Genomic DNA, 18,103 nt, shown 5'->3' with positions numbered 1-18,103 from the left:
AGATTGTGATAAAAGCGGGTGATGGGAATCGAACCCACGCTATCAGCTTGGAAGGCTGAAGTTCTACCATTGAACTACACCCGCAATGCAAAGTGAAGACAAAAAGTATTGTATCATTCCTATGAATAAAATGCAACCCTATCGGCTCACAGAATTTCTACGAAGACGGTGATGGGATTAAGGGTGTGAGGAAAGCCTGTTCAAATTCGGCCGCCTTGATTGGCTTGCTGAAAAGGAAGCCTTGCGCTTCATGACAATGCTGCTGGCGTAAAAATTGCAGCTGCTCCTTGTTCTCGACACCCTCAGCGGTTACCTTCAACTTCAGATGATGCGCCATGGATGTGATCGTCGATACAATCGCCGCGTTGTTGCTGTCTTCCATAACCTCTGAAACAAAGGAACGGTCGATCTTAAGCCGGTCGATTGGCATATTCTTCAGATAGTGCAATGAACTATAGCCTGTCCCGAAATCATCTATGCTGATGAACACACCCAGCCGTTTCAGACGGTTAAGCTGATCAAAGGCGGTTTCTTTGTCCAGAGTCATACTTTCGGTAATTTCCAGATCGACATAACAAGGATCAAGCCCGATCTCCTGCAAAATGGCAGCAATTTTGCCGTCCAGGTTCGGCTGAAGAAACTGGCGCATGGACAAGTTGATCGAGACACATATCGGCCGGTACCCTGCTGTCTGCCACTGTTTGTTCTGGAGGCAGGCCGTTCTAAGGACCCATTCACCGATTGGAACAATCAGCCCGCTCTCTTCGGCAATCGGAATGAAATCGATTGGCGACACAAGTCCACGCTTGGGATGCTCCCAGCGCAGCAGTGCTTCCATGCCGACAATTTCTTCGGTATCCAGCTGCACCTGCGGCTGATAGACGAGATAGAACTCATTGCGTTCCAGTGCCCTGCGCAGATCATTCTCCAGCTTGAAGCGTTCCTTGGCCTTCATTTGCATGGCCGGGGTGTAGCGGCGGATTTCTACACCCTGTTCTTTGGCATTATGAACAGCGGTATCGGCATTCTGAATCAGTTCTTCTGCAGTGTCCCCGTCCCCAGGGTAAATACTCATTCCGAGACTTAGTGAAATGTGATATTCTCCAGACTCAAGCTTTACCGGTGTTTCGAATAACCGCAAAAGCTCAGTCGCCCGGACCAGACAGTTCTCCACACCGGTGCGGTCTGTCATCAGAAAAGCGAACTCATCGCCACCCATGCTGTACATTTCTTCGTTTGACTTGACTTCATTTCTTATGCGCTCTGCAACCAGCTGCAGCAGCAGATCTCCAGCGTAATGACCAAGTGAATCATTGATGTTCTTAAAGTGGTTGATATTCATAATCAAGAACGCTGAGAATCCTTGAGTCTTGTCTTTTTCGCCGCGATGAACGATTTCTTCAGCGTGCTGCATCAGACACCTTCTATTCGGCAGTCCTGTTAATTCATCATGATACGCCAAATAATTAATCCTCGCTTCCGCCTGTTGGTTCTCATGAAAAGGCTCTTCAATCGTCAACCGGTAGACACCGGTAAGCAAAAGGTAATAGGCTACTCCGCTGCTTAGCATTCCAAAGAGATAGTCCATTTCGCCGATACTGAACAGATTCATAAAAAAGACCTGGCCCATGGCGAAGAAGATCAGCGCACGGATAATTATGAGCAATGACGCCGATTTTTCAATTTTGCCCGGGTACACGATAATAGCTACTCCAAGCAGATAAACAAAAAGCACAGCCATATCCACGATATGCTTTAAAGTGTTTATCCATGAATAATCCCACTGTTCCGCAGCAATAGAGTGGCTGAAGATTAGTCCCCCCAAAGAAAGCACAATCAGCAAAATAGCAACACTGAAGACCTTCTTCTTGCCTCTAACAGATACCGGCTGATCCTCTCTGCTAAAAATAACTAGGATTCCAAGTGCACTTGCCAAACGGGAGAAGGTGAGCAGCCAAAGCGATTGTTCTGAAGTAATGTACGAAGAAATCCCGGGAATACCTGCAAAGCTTAACGTGTGTAAGAAATCAAAAATACATACTCCAAAAAATAAAGCAGAGGTGTAAAGTCTTGCCTTGGATAATTTATCGGAGAAAAACAGCCAGCCCTGAGCAAAAATTGCGAAACCAAAAGCAATATTGCAACAGCCGATCATAAGATAGAGGGCCGAAAGCCAATTCTGATTCTCAATATTACTGAGCGGTGTACGAAAAATTTGAATTAGAAGGAACAGCACAGCTCCTACTATAGCCGCTTGAATGGTCTTTCTCTCTTCTTGTCTCATAAGTCCCTCGCGTCTGAAATGATATCTATTTATAAATATACGGATAAATTTAAGTCCTATGTATAAATATCGGCTTGGCTACCCCATAAAGTTACATTCTTGTTTCTTTATTATAAAAGAAAAAACAGCAAAAAAAGCACCTTCCTCTGATATAGAGGTCAGTGCTTCTGCAGGATACCGATTATTTATCTCCGAAGTTCACCTCAGGAGTTGTAAGCTTATCATAAAATTCTACAGCCTTATCTTTGTCTTCCGAAGAACGCAGCGCCATTGCAGAGCGCGGATGCTCATCCAGTGTGCCGGTGATCATGTAAGGAATAATATATCCCCATTCTTCCTTCTCCCGCAGAGGAATCATCAACCGCTCAACGACATCCAGAACCGGCCGCAGCGTATATTTTGTATTTTTCAGATGGGTAACCAGCAGCTCGGTCGGGCAGTTGCCTGCGGCGCGGCCCATGCCGTAACAGGAGGCATCAAGCAGCTCTACACCCTTCTCGGATGCAATAAGCGTATTGGAGAAGGCCAATTGAAGATTGTTGTGGGTATGTACGCCCAAACGTTTATTCGGCAAATGCGTTCTGAACTTTTCCACCAGATAATGAATATCATTATGATCCAGGCTGCCGTAAGAATCCACAATATATACAACGTCAACCACGCTCTCGCGGATTTGTTCAAATGCCTCCAGCAGCTCATTCTCCATCACGTTAGACAAAGCCATAATATTGATCGTTGTCTCATACCCAAGATCATGGAAGGTCTGCACCAGCTGCAAAGCCTTGTCCACATCCTTGCTATAGCAGGCTACACGGATGAGATCCAGCATGCTTTCACTGCGCGGCAGAATATCATTAACATCCACGCGGCCGATATCTACAAGCGCGGAAAGTTTGGTGTTCCCCTTTTGCGGGATGACCTTGCGCAGGAAATCATCGTTCAGAAAACGCCACGGACCTGCTCCCTCTGCTCCTTTAAGCAGCTTCGGTGAATTTTTATATCCGATTTCCATATACTCAACACCGGCCTCGTTCAATCCGGCGTACAGATTCTGCACAAATTCAACACTAAAATCCCAATTGTTCACCAGTCCTCCGTCACGAATGGTGCAATCTACAATTTTACTCTGATTACTCTTCACTATTTGTTCTCCCTTCCACATATCCTTCATTATTGCCGCCAGCATAGACTTACTATGCAATCATTATCGTACAATCATACTTTAGTGAAGAAGAAGTTGTAAAGAAAATTCCAGGTTTCTTTCATATCCTTTTTCACAACAACGTAACAATGACATATATCACAGTAAATCTCTATACGAAATGCTACAGTACAAGAAAATGAATGAGATTGATTATCAGTCTCTCTCGGAGGGATAGAAAATGGCTTCTACATCCTGCTCCTTACTGCGCTTACAACCGGGCTCTACAGGCTCCATCCATAAAATAGAAGGAATGAACCCCATATTACGGCGCCGTCTGGCTGATCTAGGGGTATCCGAAGGCGTTAATATCCGGCTCAAGGGAAAAGGGCCTTTCTGGGGGCCTGTTACTCTGGAGTGCAACGGCCAGCTGTTTGCCATTCGGCGGAAGGAAGCCTCCCGCATTGAGGTGAATGTATCATGAGTTCAATAGCACTTTTGGGAAATCCCAATACAGGGAAAACCTCACTTTTTAATACACTTACTTCTTCCTATGAATATGTAGGGAACTGGGCCGGTGTAACCGTGGAGAAAAAGGTCGGCAGCCTGAAAAACGGCGCAGGAAAGCTGATCGACCTGCCCGGAATCTATTCGCTGCATCCGCTCTCCCGGGATGAGGGTGTAGCTGCCCAATACCTGATCGATGAATCGCCGGAGGCCCTGATCAATATTGTGGATGCCTCCCAGTTGGAACGGAACCTGCTGCTTACCCTGCAATTACTGGAATACGGCAAACCTACTGTGCTGGGTCTGAATATGATCGACGTTGCCAAAGCACGGGGCATTGTTGTAGATCACGAAATATTGCAAGAGCGTCTCGGCATTACCGTGCTGCCCCTGATTGCCAGAACCGGCAAAGGAAGCGGACAAGTGCTCAGCGTTCTGGAGAAAAGAACGACAATCCCCCCGGTCAACTTCAAACTTGATTATGGTGAATTGGCTGAAGCAACCATTTCTTCGATTGAGCAGGAATTACAGCATACCCCGGGCTTACCAAACCGCCGCTGGGTCGCGCTCCAGCTGATGGAACAAAATCCTGTCGTCCTTGAACTGCTCAAGAAACGTGTAAATACGGACCGCCTGTTGATGATTTGTGACAACTGTCAAAGCGAACTACAGAACAAGAAGCTGGCATTGACCCTTCCGCAATGGATTCGTTCCATCCGTATGGATCATATTCGTGCCGTATGTCTGGCGGCGATGGATACTACAGCACAGAAACCGCATAATCTGACAGAAAGACTCGACTCCATTTTGACACACCGTTTCTTGGGATTGCCTCTGTTCATCGCCTTTATGTACGCGATGTTCAAAACAACCTTTGACTGGGTAGGCGGACCTTTATCGGATATTGTAGACGGATGGATTTCCGGTCCGATCAGTGAAGGCGCCACTTCCCTGCTTCAAACCATTGGAGCTTCCGGCTTCACGCATGCGCTTATTGTAGACGGTATTATCGGCGGTGTTGGTGGTGTAGTTGTTTTCGTTCCACAGATCTTCATCCTGTTCCTGATGATTTCCTTCCTCGAGGACTCCGGTTACATGGCGCGTGTCTGCCTGTTGATGGACAGCACGATGGAGCGGATGGGTCTTAACGGCAAAGCCTTCATCCCGTTCATTATCGGCTTCGGCTGCAATGTGCCTGCCATTATGGCTGCGCGCAGTATTGAACAGCCCAAAGACCGTATGCTGACCACACTGCTGATGCCGCTCATGTCCTGCTCAGCAAGACTGCCGGTATACCTGCTGTTTGCAGCGGTCTTTTTTCCGGCCCAGCAAGCCACGGCCGTACTGGCAATGTATGTCATGGGTGTCGTGTTTGCCCTAATCCTATGTAAGCTGTTCTCCAAACACCTGTTTAAGAATGAATCGTCTATCTTTATTATCGAACTTCCTCCTTACCGGATGCCGCAGCTCAAAGCGCTTGGCCGCAGTACCTGGGAGAAGGGCAAGGGCTTTCTGCGCAAGGCGGGAACTATTATCCTCGCCGGCTCGGTAATTATTTGGCTGATGTCTTACGCAGGTCCCGGCGGATTCAACGTTGAAATGGATCATAGCTTCCTGGCGAAATTCGGGGGAATGATTGCACCACTGCTATCCCCGCTTGGCTTTGGGACCTGGCAGGCAGGCTCAACGCTTGTACCCGGATTCCTGGCCAAAGAGGTCGTAGTATCTACCATGAACATCATTTATCATGCTCCGGATGCTGCTGGACTGGAAGGACAAATTTCCCAAGTCTTTACTCCGCTAAGCTCAATAAGCTTCATGGCCTTTATCCTGTTGTATATTCCTTGTCTGGCAACTGTAGGGGTTATTAAGAAGGAAACGGCGTCTTGGAAGTGGACCTTCTTCTCCATGAGCTACTCCCTCGTACTGGCATATATTGTATCTCTGGTTATTTTCCAGGGCGGACGTTTATTGGGATGGTCGTAGAATCTGCAACAAACAGATTTCTTGATGAAAGCGGGGCTTGGCAATGATAATAAATATTTTAATTATAGCGGCTGTGTTTGGTTACTCCGGCTGGATGATTTACCGGCATGTTCAAAAGGGCAAACAGGGGGCTTGTGCTGGCTGTGACAAGGGGAAAACCTGCTCGGCGGCATCCCTGGACTCTCCGTTCTCCTGCGGTGGAGGAGTACCCAATAACAAGCTTTAATCGTCAGCACGGACGGATAGGAAGAAATAAACGGGTTTGAATTCCCCGCCATACGGGTATGTTTGTTATAAGCAACTGCAACGAAGACCAATACCCAAGGAGGAATAACCATGAACACCAAAAAAACGTTATTTACCACGGTAGCATTGGGAGCAGCCTATTTACTGAAAAATAAAAATACCCGCGACAAGATCATGAACGGCATACAGTCTTTTACTTCTCAAGTAAAAGCCAAAAAATCCAGCGGAACCGTATAGGCCACTCTGCCGGATGAAGGATCAGCATTGGAAAAGCCGTAAAGCTCCGGATGATGGAGCTTTACGGCTTTTGTTTGATGTGATCATCCTCTAGGAATGGGGCTGCTGACTTATTCCCAGCAGATATTCCAGCAACGTCCGGACCATTACACCCGTGGCACCTTTCGGATTAACCCCCCGCTCCCTGGAGAGGAATGCCGTTCCGGCAATGTCCAAGTGAATCCAGGGCAGTCCTTCAGCGAACTCGCCGATAAATAATCCGGCTGTTGTAGCCCCCCCGAATCTCCCGGCAGCATTGCGGACATCCGCGACCTCGCTTTTCAGCATCTCACGGAATTCGGGATACACCGGCAGCTGCCATATCTTCTCCCCGGACAACCTGGAAGCCTCCATGAGCTCCTGCATAAAGGTCTGGTCATTGGTAACGGCTCCTGTAGCAACATCCCCCAGTATGGACAGCACAGCCCCTGTGAGGGTAGCTACGTCTATGAACCGCTCCGCTCCCCACTCCCGGGCATAGGTGAGTCCGTCTCCCAGTACTATCCGGCCTTCGGCATCGGTATTTAGCACTTCAATGGTTCTTCCACTGAGAGAGGTCACAACATCACCTGGCTTAAAAGCACTGGCTGAAGGCATATTTTCGGCAGAAGGAATAACTATTACGGCATTGAGCTTCGGGCGCAGCCTGCCCAGCGCCTCTGTCACCCCAAGCACGGCTGCAGCACCGCCCATGTCGCTGATCATCTCTTCCATGCCTGGTGCTCTCTTCAGTGAAATGCCGCCGGTATCGAAAGTGATGCCCTTGCCGACAATTCCCACGACGTCCTTCCACTCGTTTGTTCCCTGATAACGAATGACGATCATCCGCGGCGGATGAATGCTGCCTTTGCCGACAGCAAGCAAGCCTCCCATTCCCTTCTGTTCAATCTCCCGTTCATCCAGCACTTCAGCGGGAAATCCATAACGTTCAGCCACATCAATCGCCGCGGCCGCAAGCGCAGACGGTGTCAGCTGATTGCCGGGAAGGTTAGTTAGGTCCCGGGCCAAATTGGTTGCTTCGCCAAAGGCCAGCCCCCGCTCGATCCCCTGACTCCAGCTATTCCCCTCAGCTTCTTCCACCTTAAGCTCACTATGGAATGTAATGGAGGTCAACCCTGCAAACGCAGGCTGCTCCTGCTTATAATGTTTGCGCCGGTACGCCCCCAGTACAAAGCCCTCTGTAAGCGCCTGAGCAGTCATTTCCGGCTCTTTCACCTTTAAGCCGGCAGGTAACTGGATCACGAGTGTTGCCGCCTTCAGCCGTAATGCAGCCCGGGATACTTGGGCCGCCAGCACCCTGATCTCCTCTGCGTCGAAATCTCCGCTGCCGCTCCCCGCCAGCAGAATGACAGGAATTTCAAATGCCTCCCCAGCAGGCAGTGTATAGGTCTGGTTCAGCTTGCCCGTAAAAAGCCCGGCTTTGACCAGCGGATCCATTCGCTCCTTCCACTCCGTTGCAAGACTGCCCGCCTCAATTTCAGTTTGTGAGACTATATAACAAAGAACATCGCCCTTTATGGCAGCTATTGAACTGCCGCAGCTCCATTCAATATTCAATAGAACTCCTCCAATCATCTTCCATTTTAATAATCCGCTAATAACGCAGATAAGGCTGATTCCTGCACTTAGCTGTGCAATGCAGGAATCAGCCTCTTTCGCTTATTAAGTATAACTCAGTTTTGTCCAAAAATCCGCCCAGAACCCTTTTACTGAATAAGCGGCAAAGAAATGACAAACCGGGTGCCCTCGTTGACTCTGCTGCTTACAGAGATGCAGCCGCCATGATTCTTGATGATCCTGTCACTTACGGACAGCCCAAGCCCCGTCCCGTTTTCCTTCGTCGTAAAGAAAGGGTTGAACAACCTGTCCAGTGTTAAGATATCCATCCCTTTGCCGTTGTCGGAAATAAAGATACGGACCTCCGCCCCTTCCCGGCGTGCCCCTACCTCAATCTTTCCAATTTGGTCATCGTCTCGCTCTGTAATCGCTTCCATTGCATTTCTAATCATATTCAGCACCACCTGCTTCATTTGCTTGACATCACCGGAGATGATCATATCGCCATGCAGCGTGTGGAGATTAATCTGGCAGCCTTTCATCAAGGCTTCACTCTCTGTTAGCAGGACAACCTCTTTAAGCAATGCCGATACAGGAATCATGCTGACCTGCGGGACCGAAGGTTTGGAAGAAGTCAGAAATTCATGAATAATGTCATTGGCTCGGTCAATCTCAGCCAGTATAATTCTGCCGTATTCTTCTTTGCCTAATTGATGCAGATGAGGATGAAGCAATTGAATAAATCCGCGGATCGCAGTGAGCGGATTACGAATCTCATGGGCGATAGAAGCGGACAGCTTGCCCAGCATAGCCAGGCTGTCATTCTGGTAAGCGGTTTGCTCGATCAGCTTGTAATCGGAGATTTCTTTGAACGTAAACAAATAACTGCCCTTCATTTGCTCTCCGCAGCATAAGGAAACCCGCCAGTAACGGCCGTATTCATCTACGAACTCATAGCTCTGCTTCCCCTTTTGCACCATCTCCCGATAACTCCGCAGTACCTGCTTCTTCTTAAAGCGGCTGAGCTGGATGTGAGATAGCAGATGAGCCATCGTGCAACCCAATAGAGAATGGCGGTTCAGTTCAAGCATGCCATACATTTGTTTATTAACAAAAGTTAGAACTCCCTCTTCATCAAAAAGTAAAATCCCACTGTCAATGTGCTCCAGTACATCCTCATATGTAGTGTCCATTGATCCGGATTGAAACGTTCTTGCCGGTAAAAGCAAGCTTTCTTGATATTGGCTTATCACGATACGAAGTTCCCCCTTTTACTGCATTTGACGAAGACGCTTAAGCGACATCAAATTACTATGTATTTGAGTATATGACGAAGCCGCCAGAACATTCGGAAATCGTATTATATTATCCAACCGTTTCAACTATATTCCAATCATATCCAAGAGAAGAAGACAACGCAATCGGAGAAACTGTCGAATCCTAAAAATATTTCTAAAATGATTCTTAAGACACATTAAATATCGTTCCAAAACAAAATTCCGCTCTTTTTCCGTACAAAAAAAAGCCCTCGCTGCCGCGAAGGCTTCCATAATGAAATATTCCAGGGCTATCCCATCGAATTCTTGATGACCTTAAGCTTTCTGCTGCAAGCGATGGCGCCGCTGACTCATTACGGCCAGGCGCTTCTTAAGCTCACGTTCCCATTTGGTATCTTCGATCTGCTTGGCAACAGCCAGCAGGTCAAGCGCCATATCGATCTGATTCTGCACAATGGCGAGAGGATCTTCACTCTCCACATTAATGACGTTTTCGAAGATCGCTTCCTCGTCTTCCATCACATAGTCTTGAAAATCAACATCGGTTACCCCGTCGCCATGAGCATACTCTGCCAGAATCTCATACTCATTTTCGACTTTGTAATGTACCTCTACCCGGTGGCATACCGGACAAAAAAGCAGGGGAACATTATGGACTTGCGTGCGATAATGTTTTAGGGTTCCCTTAGTTCCAACCATACTCGCTCCACAGCAAAAGCTCATACTTGTTCACCCTCCTTGGTAAGTTCCATTGATTTGGTATTATTGTATTACAAGATGCGGGGAGAGATTCCTCTCCTTCAGGCTATATATTAACCTCTGCGCCCGTTTTAAAACGAAATACCGTTAAATAAGGGCTCTTTGTTGCAAAAAACCCCCTTTCCGGGAATTGCTCCCGCAAGGAGGTTCTCATTAGTATATCAAAGAACGCTTAAAGACATAGGCTTACAGGTTCTTGTCGCCTGGTTTCCAGTTCATAGCGCACAGTCCGCCGGATTGCAAGGCTTGCAGAACACGAAGTGTTTCTTCTACGCTGCGGCCTACATCATTGTGGTTAACCACTTGATATTTCAATTCGCCTTCAGGATCGATGATGAACAGTCCACGAAGCGCCACGCCTTCTTCTTCGATCAGGACGCCATAGTCACTGGCAACCTTCTTCGTGATGTCCGAAGCAAGCGGGAAGTTGACTTGTCCAAGACCATTCATATCTTTTGGTGTGGTAAGCCATGCTTTGTGGCTGTGAATCGAGTCGATGCTCACACCCAGAATTTCTGTATCGAGTGCTGCAAAATCAGCAGCAGCATCGCTCAATGCTGTAATTTCTGTCGGGCACACAAAAGTGAAGTCAAGCGGATAAAAGAAGAATACAAGCCATTTGCCGCGATAGTCGGACAAGCTTACCTTACCAAAATCTTTACCGTCGCCCGTTACTGTTTCCATAGTGAAGTCAGGGGCTGGTTTACCTACCAAACGTTCTGCCATTGCTTAAATCCTCCTTTGATTATGTAAGAAAAACAACCACTTGTGACAGCTCCGCGAGGAAACCGGCGCAATATGCTTTTCTTGAATTATGATGGTTGGTCAATTTCTTATTGCTATAGACCAAATGGTATCATCGTACAAAATCAAAGTCAATATTACATTCATTACTTTTTTATAATTATTATAAATAAGCAACTTTCTGTGAAGTTTTTTGTTTTTCTGAGTCAAAGGAGGTAAGCTGTGGTACCTTACACTTTGCGGATCGCCGCAACAATCAGATCGCCCATTTCCGTTGTGCTGATCGCTTTGCTCTTGTCTACTGCAATATCGCTCGTACGGTGGCCTGCATCCAGCACTTCAGCCACAGCGGTCTCAATTGCAGCTGCCGCCTCCTCGTAGCCAAAGGTCATGCGGAACATCAGCGCAAGCGACAGGATGGTCGCGATGGGGTTGGCCAGACCTTGGCCGGCAATGTCAGGCGCGGAGCCGTGGACCGGCTCATACAGGCCGTAGGTGCCCTCACCCAGTGAAGCTGATGCCAGCATACCGATGGAGCCAGTCAGCATAGCCGCTTCATCACTCAGGATATCCCCGAACATGTTCTCGGTAACAATGACATCGAAGCTGGATGGACGGCGCAGCAGCTGCATTGCGCAGTTGTCCACGAGCACATGCTCCAATTCCACCTGCGGATACTCCGGAGCAATTCTGTTCACAACCTCACGCCATAAGCGGGACGTCTCCAGGACATTCGCTTTATCGACACTCGCCAGCTTATTTCGGCGTTTACCGGCAATTTCAAAGGCCTGGCGGACAATACGTTCCACTTCCGTTACGTTATATACGCAGGTATCAACAGCTTCTTCCCCATGCTCACCTTGGCGGCGCAGCTTCTCTCCGAAATAGATGCCCCCCGTCAGTTCCCGTACAACCATGAGGTCAGTGCCTTCCAGCACTTCCGGTTTCAGCGTTGACGCATCCTTCAGGCAATCGAACACAACAGCCGGACGCAGGTTGGAGAACAGCCCCAGTGCTTTGCGGATACCGAGCAATCCTGTTTCCGGACGCAGCTCCTTCGGATTGTTGTCCCATTTCGGTCCGCCGACGGCTCCGAGCAGTACTGCATCTGCACTGCGGCAAATTTCCAGTGTATCTTCCGGCAGCGGGGTTCCCCGTTCGTCAATCGCAATGCCGCCGAACAGCGCATGCTCAGTTTCAAAGGCGTACCCGAATACCTCTTCCGCTTTCTTGAGTACTTTTTCAGCTTCAGCTACAACTTCAGGTCCGATACCGTCCCCGGCAATTACGGCAATTTTTTTAACATCGCTCATTCCAGTCACTCCTTAGATTGCCTGCTTCACGCAGACATAGTTCTTCTTTATATTGTTGTATCATACCGCCGGGAAAAGGACAAAGATATAGATTCTATGGAAGTGATAGGTATCTCCTATAAGTCAACCAGACTTGAAGTAAGCGCTGTATCCACAAGTTCGCACAAAAGGCTCCCCAGTCATCTTCTTCCAGTCTGACCGGAGAGCCCTTTTACCACAAGCTTGTCATTGTGGATTAATGATTATCGAATCTGATCTTAAAAGCATTCTGCGAATTGGCATTGGCGTTCTTTACGGTGACTACCAGAGATGCATTCGGAGCCAGGTAATTGTTGAGTCCGCCGGACAGGCTGGAACCCCCAATCGTTCCCAGGTTTATTGTTTGTCCGTTGGCGTAAACAAGAGAATAGCTGCCTTGAAATTTACCCGTTACCTGGTCGGTTCCCGTATCCATAGCACCTACGTTGGTAATTCTGAAAATTGCGGTTTGCGTTGTACTCGAAGTATTTTTGTACTTGAAGGTGACTGTATCATCATTTTTCAGGCTGTGCTGGACAAAATAATCCAGGTTGGGAATAAGAACGGTGGAAGAGACAGCAAAAACGGAAGACACCATACTGAACATCATTACTAATGCGACTCCAGCAGATAAGATACCTTTTTTTCTCATAATATTCCTCCTTTAGAAAATGTAAGCGTATTTATATGCTTGTCTCCATTCTACCATTAGGGTTAAATTTGTATATACATTTATTACTGATTTCTGCAAGTGCTGCTGTGTTTGCTCTTGTTTCTTGAGTTGTTTACAATTAGTATGCAGTTGTTCGTCAAAATGGATTGAGGGAGGGGTTGCAGAGTGCAATACACGAAGCTTGGCAAGTCCGGTCTGAAGGTCAGCCGCCTGTGTCTGGGAACGATGAACTTTGGTCCGATTACGGATGAGAAGGAAGCCTTTCGCATTATGGATGCTGCGCTGGATGCCGGGGTCAACTTTTTTGATACCGCTAACATTTATGGATGGGGTGAGAACTCCGGAATGACGGAGACGATCATCGGCCGCTGGTTCAAGCAGGGCGGCGGCCGGCGTGAAAAGGTCGTGCTGGCCACCAAGGTCTACGGGGCAATGAGCGACAAACTGGACGGACCCAACGATGAAGCAGGCCTGTCCTCCTATATTATCCGCCGCCATCTGGAAGGCTCACTACAGCGCCTGCAGACTGATCACATCGAGTTGTACCAGATGCACCATATCGACCGTAAGGTTTCCTGGGGCGAGCTGTGGGGTGCATTTGAGCTCGCTGTAAGCCAAGGCAAAATCGGCTATGTCGGCTCCAGTAACTTTGCCGGATGGGATATTGCCGTGGCACAGATGGAAGCGAAAGCCCGCGGTTTCCTAGGTCTAGTATCGGAGCAGCATAAATACAGTCTGACCTGCCGTCTCCCTGAGCTTGAGGTGCTGCCTGCCTCGAAGAATCTCGGCCTCGGCATTATTCCGTGGAGCCCGCTCGACGGCGGTCTTCTTGGCCGGAATGCACTCAAGAAGATTGAGGGCAGCCGCAGCGGCGGCAACTCTGAACGTGTAGAGCAATACAAGAGCCAGCTTACGGCCTTTGCCGATTTAAGCCGTGAGCTCGGGGAGCCACAGGATAATATCGCTCTGGCCTGGCTGCTGGCCAACCCTGCCGTAACGGCGCCGATTATCGGGCCGCGGACGCTTGAGCAGTTCGAAAGCGCCCTGCGCTGCCTGGAGATTGTGCTGGAGGAATCCGTGCTGAAGCGTCTGGATGAAATCTTCCCGGGACCCGGCGGGGAAGCCCCGAAAGCCTATGCCTGGTAGAACGCCACGGCCGTTAACTTCAGCCAATGGGCAGAAGCAGACCGGAAGAACCCTGTCCTTTTATTGATCTTATAAAGCAATAAGGAGCTGTTCTCCCGTAGAGCACAAGGGGGAACAGCTCCTTAATTTAATTATTCAGTCGTATCCACGGTCACTGCACCGTTGCTGGTTGATAAAGATACCTTATGGGTTCCGCTGCCAAGTACGGCAGTTCCATGGTTATCACCGTCGCGCTGCCAATTGATATTCCCCTTCAGCGCACCGTTGCTGGTGTCGGCAGTAATCTTTGCATCGCTTGCTGCCGGCAGGCTGGCGGTAATTTTACCGTTGCTGGATTTGAGATCCCAGTCACCTGTAGCCGCCGAGTCAATGGTAATCCTGCCGTTGCTGCTCTTGGCCGTTAAGGTGCCGTCTATATTCCCCAGGGTAATCGCTCCGTTGGAGCTGACAAGCTTCGCTTCCCCCTTAACATCTTTCACCACCATTGTGCCGTTACTCGTGTGGGCATCTACACCTCCGGCAACATCATGAATATCCAGGGTGCCGTTGCTGGTGTCAATTTCAATACCAGCCTTCAGGTCTGAGGCCTCAACTGAACCATCGCCGGTGTCAACTTGCACAGCCAGATTCATAGGAAGATTGACGTTCAGGTACGGATCCTTGAAATTAAATCCGATTTGAATATCGAGCCAAGTCGTTTCTTCGTCCAGCTCCAGAGTTAGGGTGTCTCCTTCCGTCGTCACCTTCCACTTCTTTTCCAGCGCACTTGCTGCTTCACTTGCCGATTTACCCGGAAGCTCCAGGCTGCCTTCATAATCAAGCGTACTGCCTTCCACACCTTGAACCTTAACCTTCCCGTTCGGCAATTCAATCTTAATTTTTTTGATTTCCGGCTTTACCTCCACGGTTCCGCTGAGCGGAGCCAACTGTGTCTTGCCGAGAATGCGGCTTATTGAGCCGCCGGTCAGCACAGTCTGTGCTCCACTAGCTGCGACCAGCACAATGATTAGGACAACTGCCCAACCACTGACACGGCTCTTAACCTCTGATCTGATGAAAAGCCTGAGCAGCATTTCCAGGCCGAACAGAATGAGCAACGCAGGCCAGATAAAACCCAGTGCGTCATACGTTACCACATCAAATTGGGCAAGTACAATTATGACACCCAGCACGATGCAGCCAATTGCGGCCGTAAAACTGCCGATTTTCCATCTCCCCATGGTTCATTTCCCCATTTCTCTATACTTTAGGATTTTTTCTAAGCATACTAAGCCCGTACCCGATTAAGCCAAGCGACAGCAGAATTGCCCCGATGTTCATATCTGTGAGAATGTGCCAGAGCCATGGGAAAGCAGTAATCAACAGCAGCAAGAAACCCACTACTACACAGCCAATACCCACCCAGACCGGATTCAGATCGTCATGCGGATAATCTGGAGCCGCAGGCATCCCCATCGTCCACGGCGCTCCGAAACTGTCTGGATGAAACATCATCCGCTCATGCTCAGCGGCGGATACTTTCATCCAGGCCGCCTTCTGCAGCGCATCAAACAGCTGGTAGAACCATAAGGCCGCGAGGGCGAATGGAAATACCGTCGGCATGGAAGGAATAAGTATGATGCAGAGCGATGCTCCAATCATATACTGAAGGCCCAACTTTTTGAATCCCAGATATAAATGGCCAATCCCTGGAACCATCGCGAGCAGAAACGTCAGCCAGCGTCTTTTTTTAATCATCTAATATGCTCCTTTAGTGTTAATTTTCTATTCAGCGCTTCCTTGAGCATTAAACCAGGATGAGACTGAAGTTGACATATGCCCATTAATTTCATTGATGCCATAGGCCAGATTCTCAAATACCCCCAATTGAAGCAGCAGGAAGGTTAAGCAAACAGCAAGTCCATAATGCATCCATGAGGTTCCTGGTGCAGTCCGGCGTCTGGACATAGTCGATTTAACGGTACGCTCTCTGCGCCCGGTTTCAAGCTGTTCAATGCGTGACATCACATCGGTGGTAAAGTCGGGATACTCTGGAAGATCCACCAGTTTCCCGCCCGTTTCCATCTCGCTCCACAGCGCCGCCAGCCCTCTGGCTTCTTCCAGCCACTGCGCGCAGTCGGGACAAGATTCAATGTGCAGACGAACATTCAACTCCATTTCAGGAGACAGCCAGCCTTCAATATAATGTGGCATCCATTCTTTTACTGTTGCACAATTCATCGCCATTCCTCCCCGCTTTTACGCATCATCTGTCTGGCCCTGTAGAGCTGCGATTCCACTGTTTTGACTGAAATCCCTTTTTGATCAGCAATTTCCTGATAGGAGTGACGCTGAAAATAATACAACTGCACGACCGACCGGTACGGTTCTGTGAGGTTGTTCAAATTCTCGTCCAGCTCCTGCGAGGCTTCCTTGCGCAGTGCAGCAGATTCAGGCGTCTGCGTCGTTACCCAGTCATTCTCCGTGTAATCTGCCATACTGCGGTGCCGCCACTCCCTGTCATTCGCCCGTTTCCAGTCGAGACAGGTCCGGTAAGCAATCCGGTACAGCCAGGTGGAGAATGAAGACTGCCCCCTGAAGGAGGGAAGTGCCTTGTAGGCTTTTATGAAGACTTCCTGGGCCATATCCTTGGCCGACTCGGCTTCTCCTGTAATTTTGATGCATACTCTGTACACCATGCCTTGATAACGATTGACCAGATGCCCGAAGGCCTGGTGCTCGCCGCTTAGCACAGCAGAAATCCACTCCGTCTCTTCCAGTATTCTCCCCTCCTTCAGCTTCATAAAGTTAGACGCCGGGCAACCGGAGTTCCCTGCAACGTTTTTAAATAATTTTTCTCATGAACATTCAAGCCTATTATGTATATCCTACAACAAGATAAATCCCTTTTTGAAGGATTAATGCCTTTTCTTGTCGAAATCACCTCATTATTATGGCAAAAAGCAAACTTATCCTAGTGATTGCCTTAACACTCGGAACTACAAACTCATAATAAATTGGTGGTGATTCAATGATTCGCGCAGTGCTTGTGGATGATGAGCGGCTTGCTCTCATGAATTTGAAGATGATGCTAGAGGCACTGGGGAATGTTGCGATTGTGGCTACCTTCACAGATTCAAGGAAAGCCGTCAGCGAAGCCGCTTACCTGAACCCTGACGTTATCTTTCTCGACATCGATATGCCCGAATTAAACGGACTGCAGGCAGCAGAAATCATACAAATTCACTGCCCCCGGACAAGCATTGTCTTTGTTACCGCTTATAACAGCTATGCAGTGGATGCCTTCGAGCTTCATGCCCTTGACTATGTTCTGAAGCCTGTGCGAAAGGAACGGCTGATAAAAACTCTCGCTCGCGTGGAGAAGAAAATGCACCATGCGCCGCAAGTGAACAACGGGAGTGAAATGATGATCCGTTGTTTCCAATGTCTCCGGTTCGAACGGAACGGACTGCAGCTGCACGATATCCGCTGGCGTACCGCAAAGGGGCAAGAATTATTCGCCTTTTTATTTCATCACCGAAATCGCTTCATCAGCAAAGACACGCTAATTGATCTGCTGTGGCCTGATTTCAATTTAAAGAAGGCTTCCAACCATCTGTATACAACTATTTATCAAGTGCGTCAATGCCTGAAGCAAGGGAAAACAGATCTGCAGATCAGAAATCTAAGCGGCGGGGAAGGTTATAAGCTGGAAACAGGAAGCATGCTGGTAGACAGTACAGAATGGGAAAAAGGAATCTTATCCCTTGAGCCGATAAATGCTGGTAACTATGGGCAGTACCAGTATTGGTTTGGCTTCTACTCGGGCGATTATTTGGCCGACTATGATTATTTGTGGGCAGAAAGTGAACGCCAGCGCCTGCGAAGCATCTGGCTGCATCATGCGATGGAGATGGCCGAGTTCTATATCGGCTGCGGAAAAATCCCGGAGGCGGTAACCGTGTATCAGCGGATTGTACAGCTGCAGCCTTATTTTGAGCAAGGCCATTTAGGCCTCATGAAGGTCTATGACCGCATAGGAGAACGTTCGGCGGTAGAGGAGCAATACAACATCTTAACGGATTTGCTGAACAGGGAGCTCAGCATTGAGCTGCCCGTCAATATTGAACGCTGGTATCATAATTGGAAGCATCACCTTCTCTGAATCCTCTAGAATGTCCCCCTCCTTTTTTGCAA

The 18,103-nt window shown here is 48.6% G+C and carries 18 protein-coding genes and 1 tRNA gene; 6 read left to right on the top strand and 13 right to left on the bottom strand.

The features are described 5' to 3' along the window. Positions 1–13 precede the first annotated feature (13 nt). From NST99_RS06965 to NST99_RS06955, 3 genes are all read right to left on the bottom strand, one after another. Positions 14–84, bottom strand: a tRNA-Gly gene (locus NST99_RS06965). A 73-nt stretch (positions 85–157) separates the two neighbouring features. Then, positions 158–2,284, bottom strand: coding sequence for a putative bifunctional diguanylate cyclase/phosphodiesterase (locus NST99_RS06960; protein WP_341090612.1), 2,127 nt, complete (start codon positions 2,282–2,284; stop codon positions 158–160). Between the two features lie 181 nt (positions 2,285–2,465). After that, the gene (locus tag NST99_RS06955; protein ID WP_341090609.1) at positions 2,466–3,425 is read right to left on the bottom strand and encodes an aldolase catalytic domain-containing protein; all 960 of its coding nucleotides are present in this window, start codon (positions 3,423–3,425) and stop codon (positions 2,466–2,468) included. A 241-nt stretch (positions 3,426–3,666) separates the two neighbouring features. On the opposite strand from NST99_RS06955, the gene NST99_RS06950 reads away from it, so the two are divergent. The 4 genes from NST99_RS06950 (at position 3,667) to NST99_RS06935 (ending at position 6,401) form a co-directional block, all read left to right on the top strand. Further along, positions 3,667–3,909, top strand: a complete 243-nt coding sequence (locus NST99_RS06950) for a FeoA family protein (RefSeq protein ID WP_038587302.1) — start codon at positions 3,667–3,669, stop codon at positions 3,907–3,909. After that, positions 3,906–5,918: a ferrous iron transport protein B gene (gene feoB, locus NST99_RS06945; RefSeq protein WP_341090608.1), complete on the top strand. Its 2,013-nt coding sequence runs from the start codon at positions 3,906–3,908 to the stop codon at positions 5,916–5,918. Before NST99_RS06950 ends, feoB begins: the two co-directional genes overlap by 4 nt. A 43-nt stretch (positions 5,919–5,961) precedes the next feature. Then, positions 5,962–6,144 carry a FeoB-associated Cys-rich membrane protein gene (locus NST99_RS06940; RefSeq protein ID WP_341090607.1) on the top strand — a complete coding sequence of 61 codons (183 nt, stop codon included), beginning with the start codon at positions 5,962–5,964 and terminating at the stop codon, positions 6,142–6,144. Positions 6,145–6,254: 110 nt separating this feature from the next. Then, entirely contained in the window at positions 6,255–6,401 is a 147-nt protein-coding gene (locus NST99_RS06935) for a hypothetical protein (RefSeq protein WP_341090604.1), read from the top strand. A gap of 90 nt (positions 6,402–6,491) precedes the next feature. Here NST99_RS06935 and NST99_RS06930 read toward each other — a convergent pair whose 3' ends face one another. From NST99_RS06930 to NST99_RS06905, 6 genes are all read right to left on the bottom strand, one after another. Next, a complete protein-coding gene (locus NST99_RS06930; RefSeq protein ID WP_341090602.1) occupies positions 6,492–7,997 on the bottom strand; it encodes a leucyl aminopeptidase in 1,506 nt (501 codons plus the stop codon). A 149-nt stretch (positions 7,998–8,146) separates the two neighbouring features. Further along, positions 8,147–9,250: an ATP-binding protein gene (locus NST99_RS06925; RefSeq protein WP_341090601.1), complete on the bottom strand. Its 1,104-nt coding sequence runs from the start codon at positions 9,248–9,250 to the stop codon at positions 8,147–8,149. A 339-nt stretch (positions 9,251–9,589) separates the two neighbouring features. Continuing rightward, complete coding sequence (locus NST99_RS06920; RefSeq protein WP_341090600.1) at positions 9,590–9,997, bottom strand: hypothetical protein; 408 nt, start codon at positions 9,995–9,997, stop codon at positions 9,590–9,592. Between the two features lie 222 nt (positions 9,998–10,219). Beyond that, positions 10,220–10,759 carry a peroxiredoxin gene (locus NST99_RS06915; protein ID WP_038587292.1) on the bottom strand — a complete coding sequence of 180 codons (540 nt, stop codon included), beginning with the start codon at positions 10,757–10,759 and terminating at the stop codon, positions 10,220–10,222. Positions 10,760–11,007: 248 nt separating this feature from the next. After that, entirely contained in the window at positions 11,008–12,090 is a 1,083-nt protein-coding gene (leuB, locus tag NST99_RS06910; RefSeq protein WP_341090598.1) for a 3-isopropylmalate dehydrogenase, read from the bottom strand. Positions 12,091–12,325: 235 nt separating this feature from the next. Continuing rightward, positions 12,326–12,760 (bottom strand): hypothetical protein, encoded by a 435-nt coding sequence (locus NST99_RS06905; RefSeq protein WP_341090596.1) that lies wholly within the window; start codon positions 12,758–12,760, stop codon positions 12,326–12,328. A gap of 186 nt (positions 12,761–12,946) precedes the next feature. Here NST99_RS06905 and NST99_RS06900 point away from each other — a divergent pair, with 186 nt between their 5' ends. Then, entirely contained in the window at positions 12,947–13,927 is a 981-nt protein-coding gene (locus NST99_RS06900; protein WP_341090595.1) for an aldo/keto reductase, read from the top strand. A 131-nt stretch (positions 13,928–14,058) separates the two neighbouring features. On the opposite strand, the gene NST99_RS06895 is transcribed toward NST99_RS06900, so the two are convergent. Genes NST99_RS06895 through NST99_RS06880 form a run of 4 tightly spaced genes read right to left on the bottom strand, consistent with a single transcriptional unit; the run spans position 14,059 to position 16,710 of the window. Beyond that, on the bottom strand, positions 14,059–15,147 hold the full coding sequence (locus tag NST99_RS06895; RefSeq protein WP_341090594.1) for a DUF4097 family beta strand repeat-containing protein: 1,089 nt from the start codon (positions 15,145–15,147) through the stop codon (positions 14,059–14,061). 19 nt (positions 15,148–15,166) lie between these two features. Further along, a complete protein-coding gene (locus tag NST99_RS06890; RefSeq protein WP_038587282.1) occupies positions 15,167–15,664 on the bottom strand; it encodes a hypothetical protein in 498 nt (165 codons plus the stop codon). 27 nt (positions 15,665–15,691) lie between these two features. After that, on the bottom strand, positions 15,692–16,147 hold the full coding sequence (locus NST99_RS06885) for an anti-sigma factor family protein (RefSeq protein WP_341090593.1): 456 nt from the start codon (positions 16,145–16,147) through the stop codon (positions 15,692–15,694). Beyond that, positions 16,144–16,710 (bottom strand): RNA polymerase sigma factor, encoded by a 567-nt coding sequence (locus NST99_RS06880; RefSeq protein WP_341090591.1) that lies wholly within the window; start codon positions 16,708–16,710, stop codon positions 16,144–16,146. Before NST99_RS06880 ends, NST99_RS06885 begins: the two co-directional genes overlap by 4 nt. A 227-nt stretch (positions 16,711–16,937) precedes the next feature. On the opposite strand from NST99_RS06880, the gene NST99_RS06875 reads away from it, so the two are divergent. Then, on the top strand, positions 16,938–18,071 hold the full coding sequence (locus NST99_RS06875; RefSeq protein ID WP_341090590.1) for a response regulator: 1,134 nt from the start codon (positions 16,938–16,940) through the stop codon (positions 18,069–18,071). The last annotated feature ends 32 nt before the right edge of the window (positions 18,072–18,103 follow it).

Source organism: Paenibacillus sp. FSL L8-0470 (assembly GCF_038008625.1).
GTDB lineage: Bacteria > Bacillota > Bacilli > Paenibacillales > Paenibacillaceae > Paenibacillus_AQ.
This window is presented reverse-complemented; position numbering and strand designations above follow the sequence as displayed.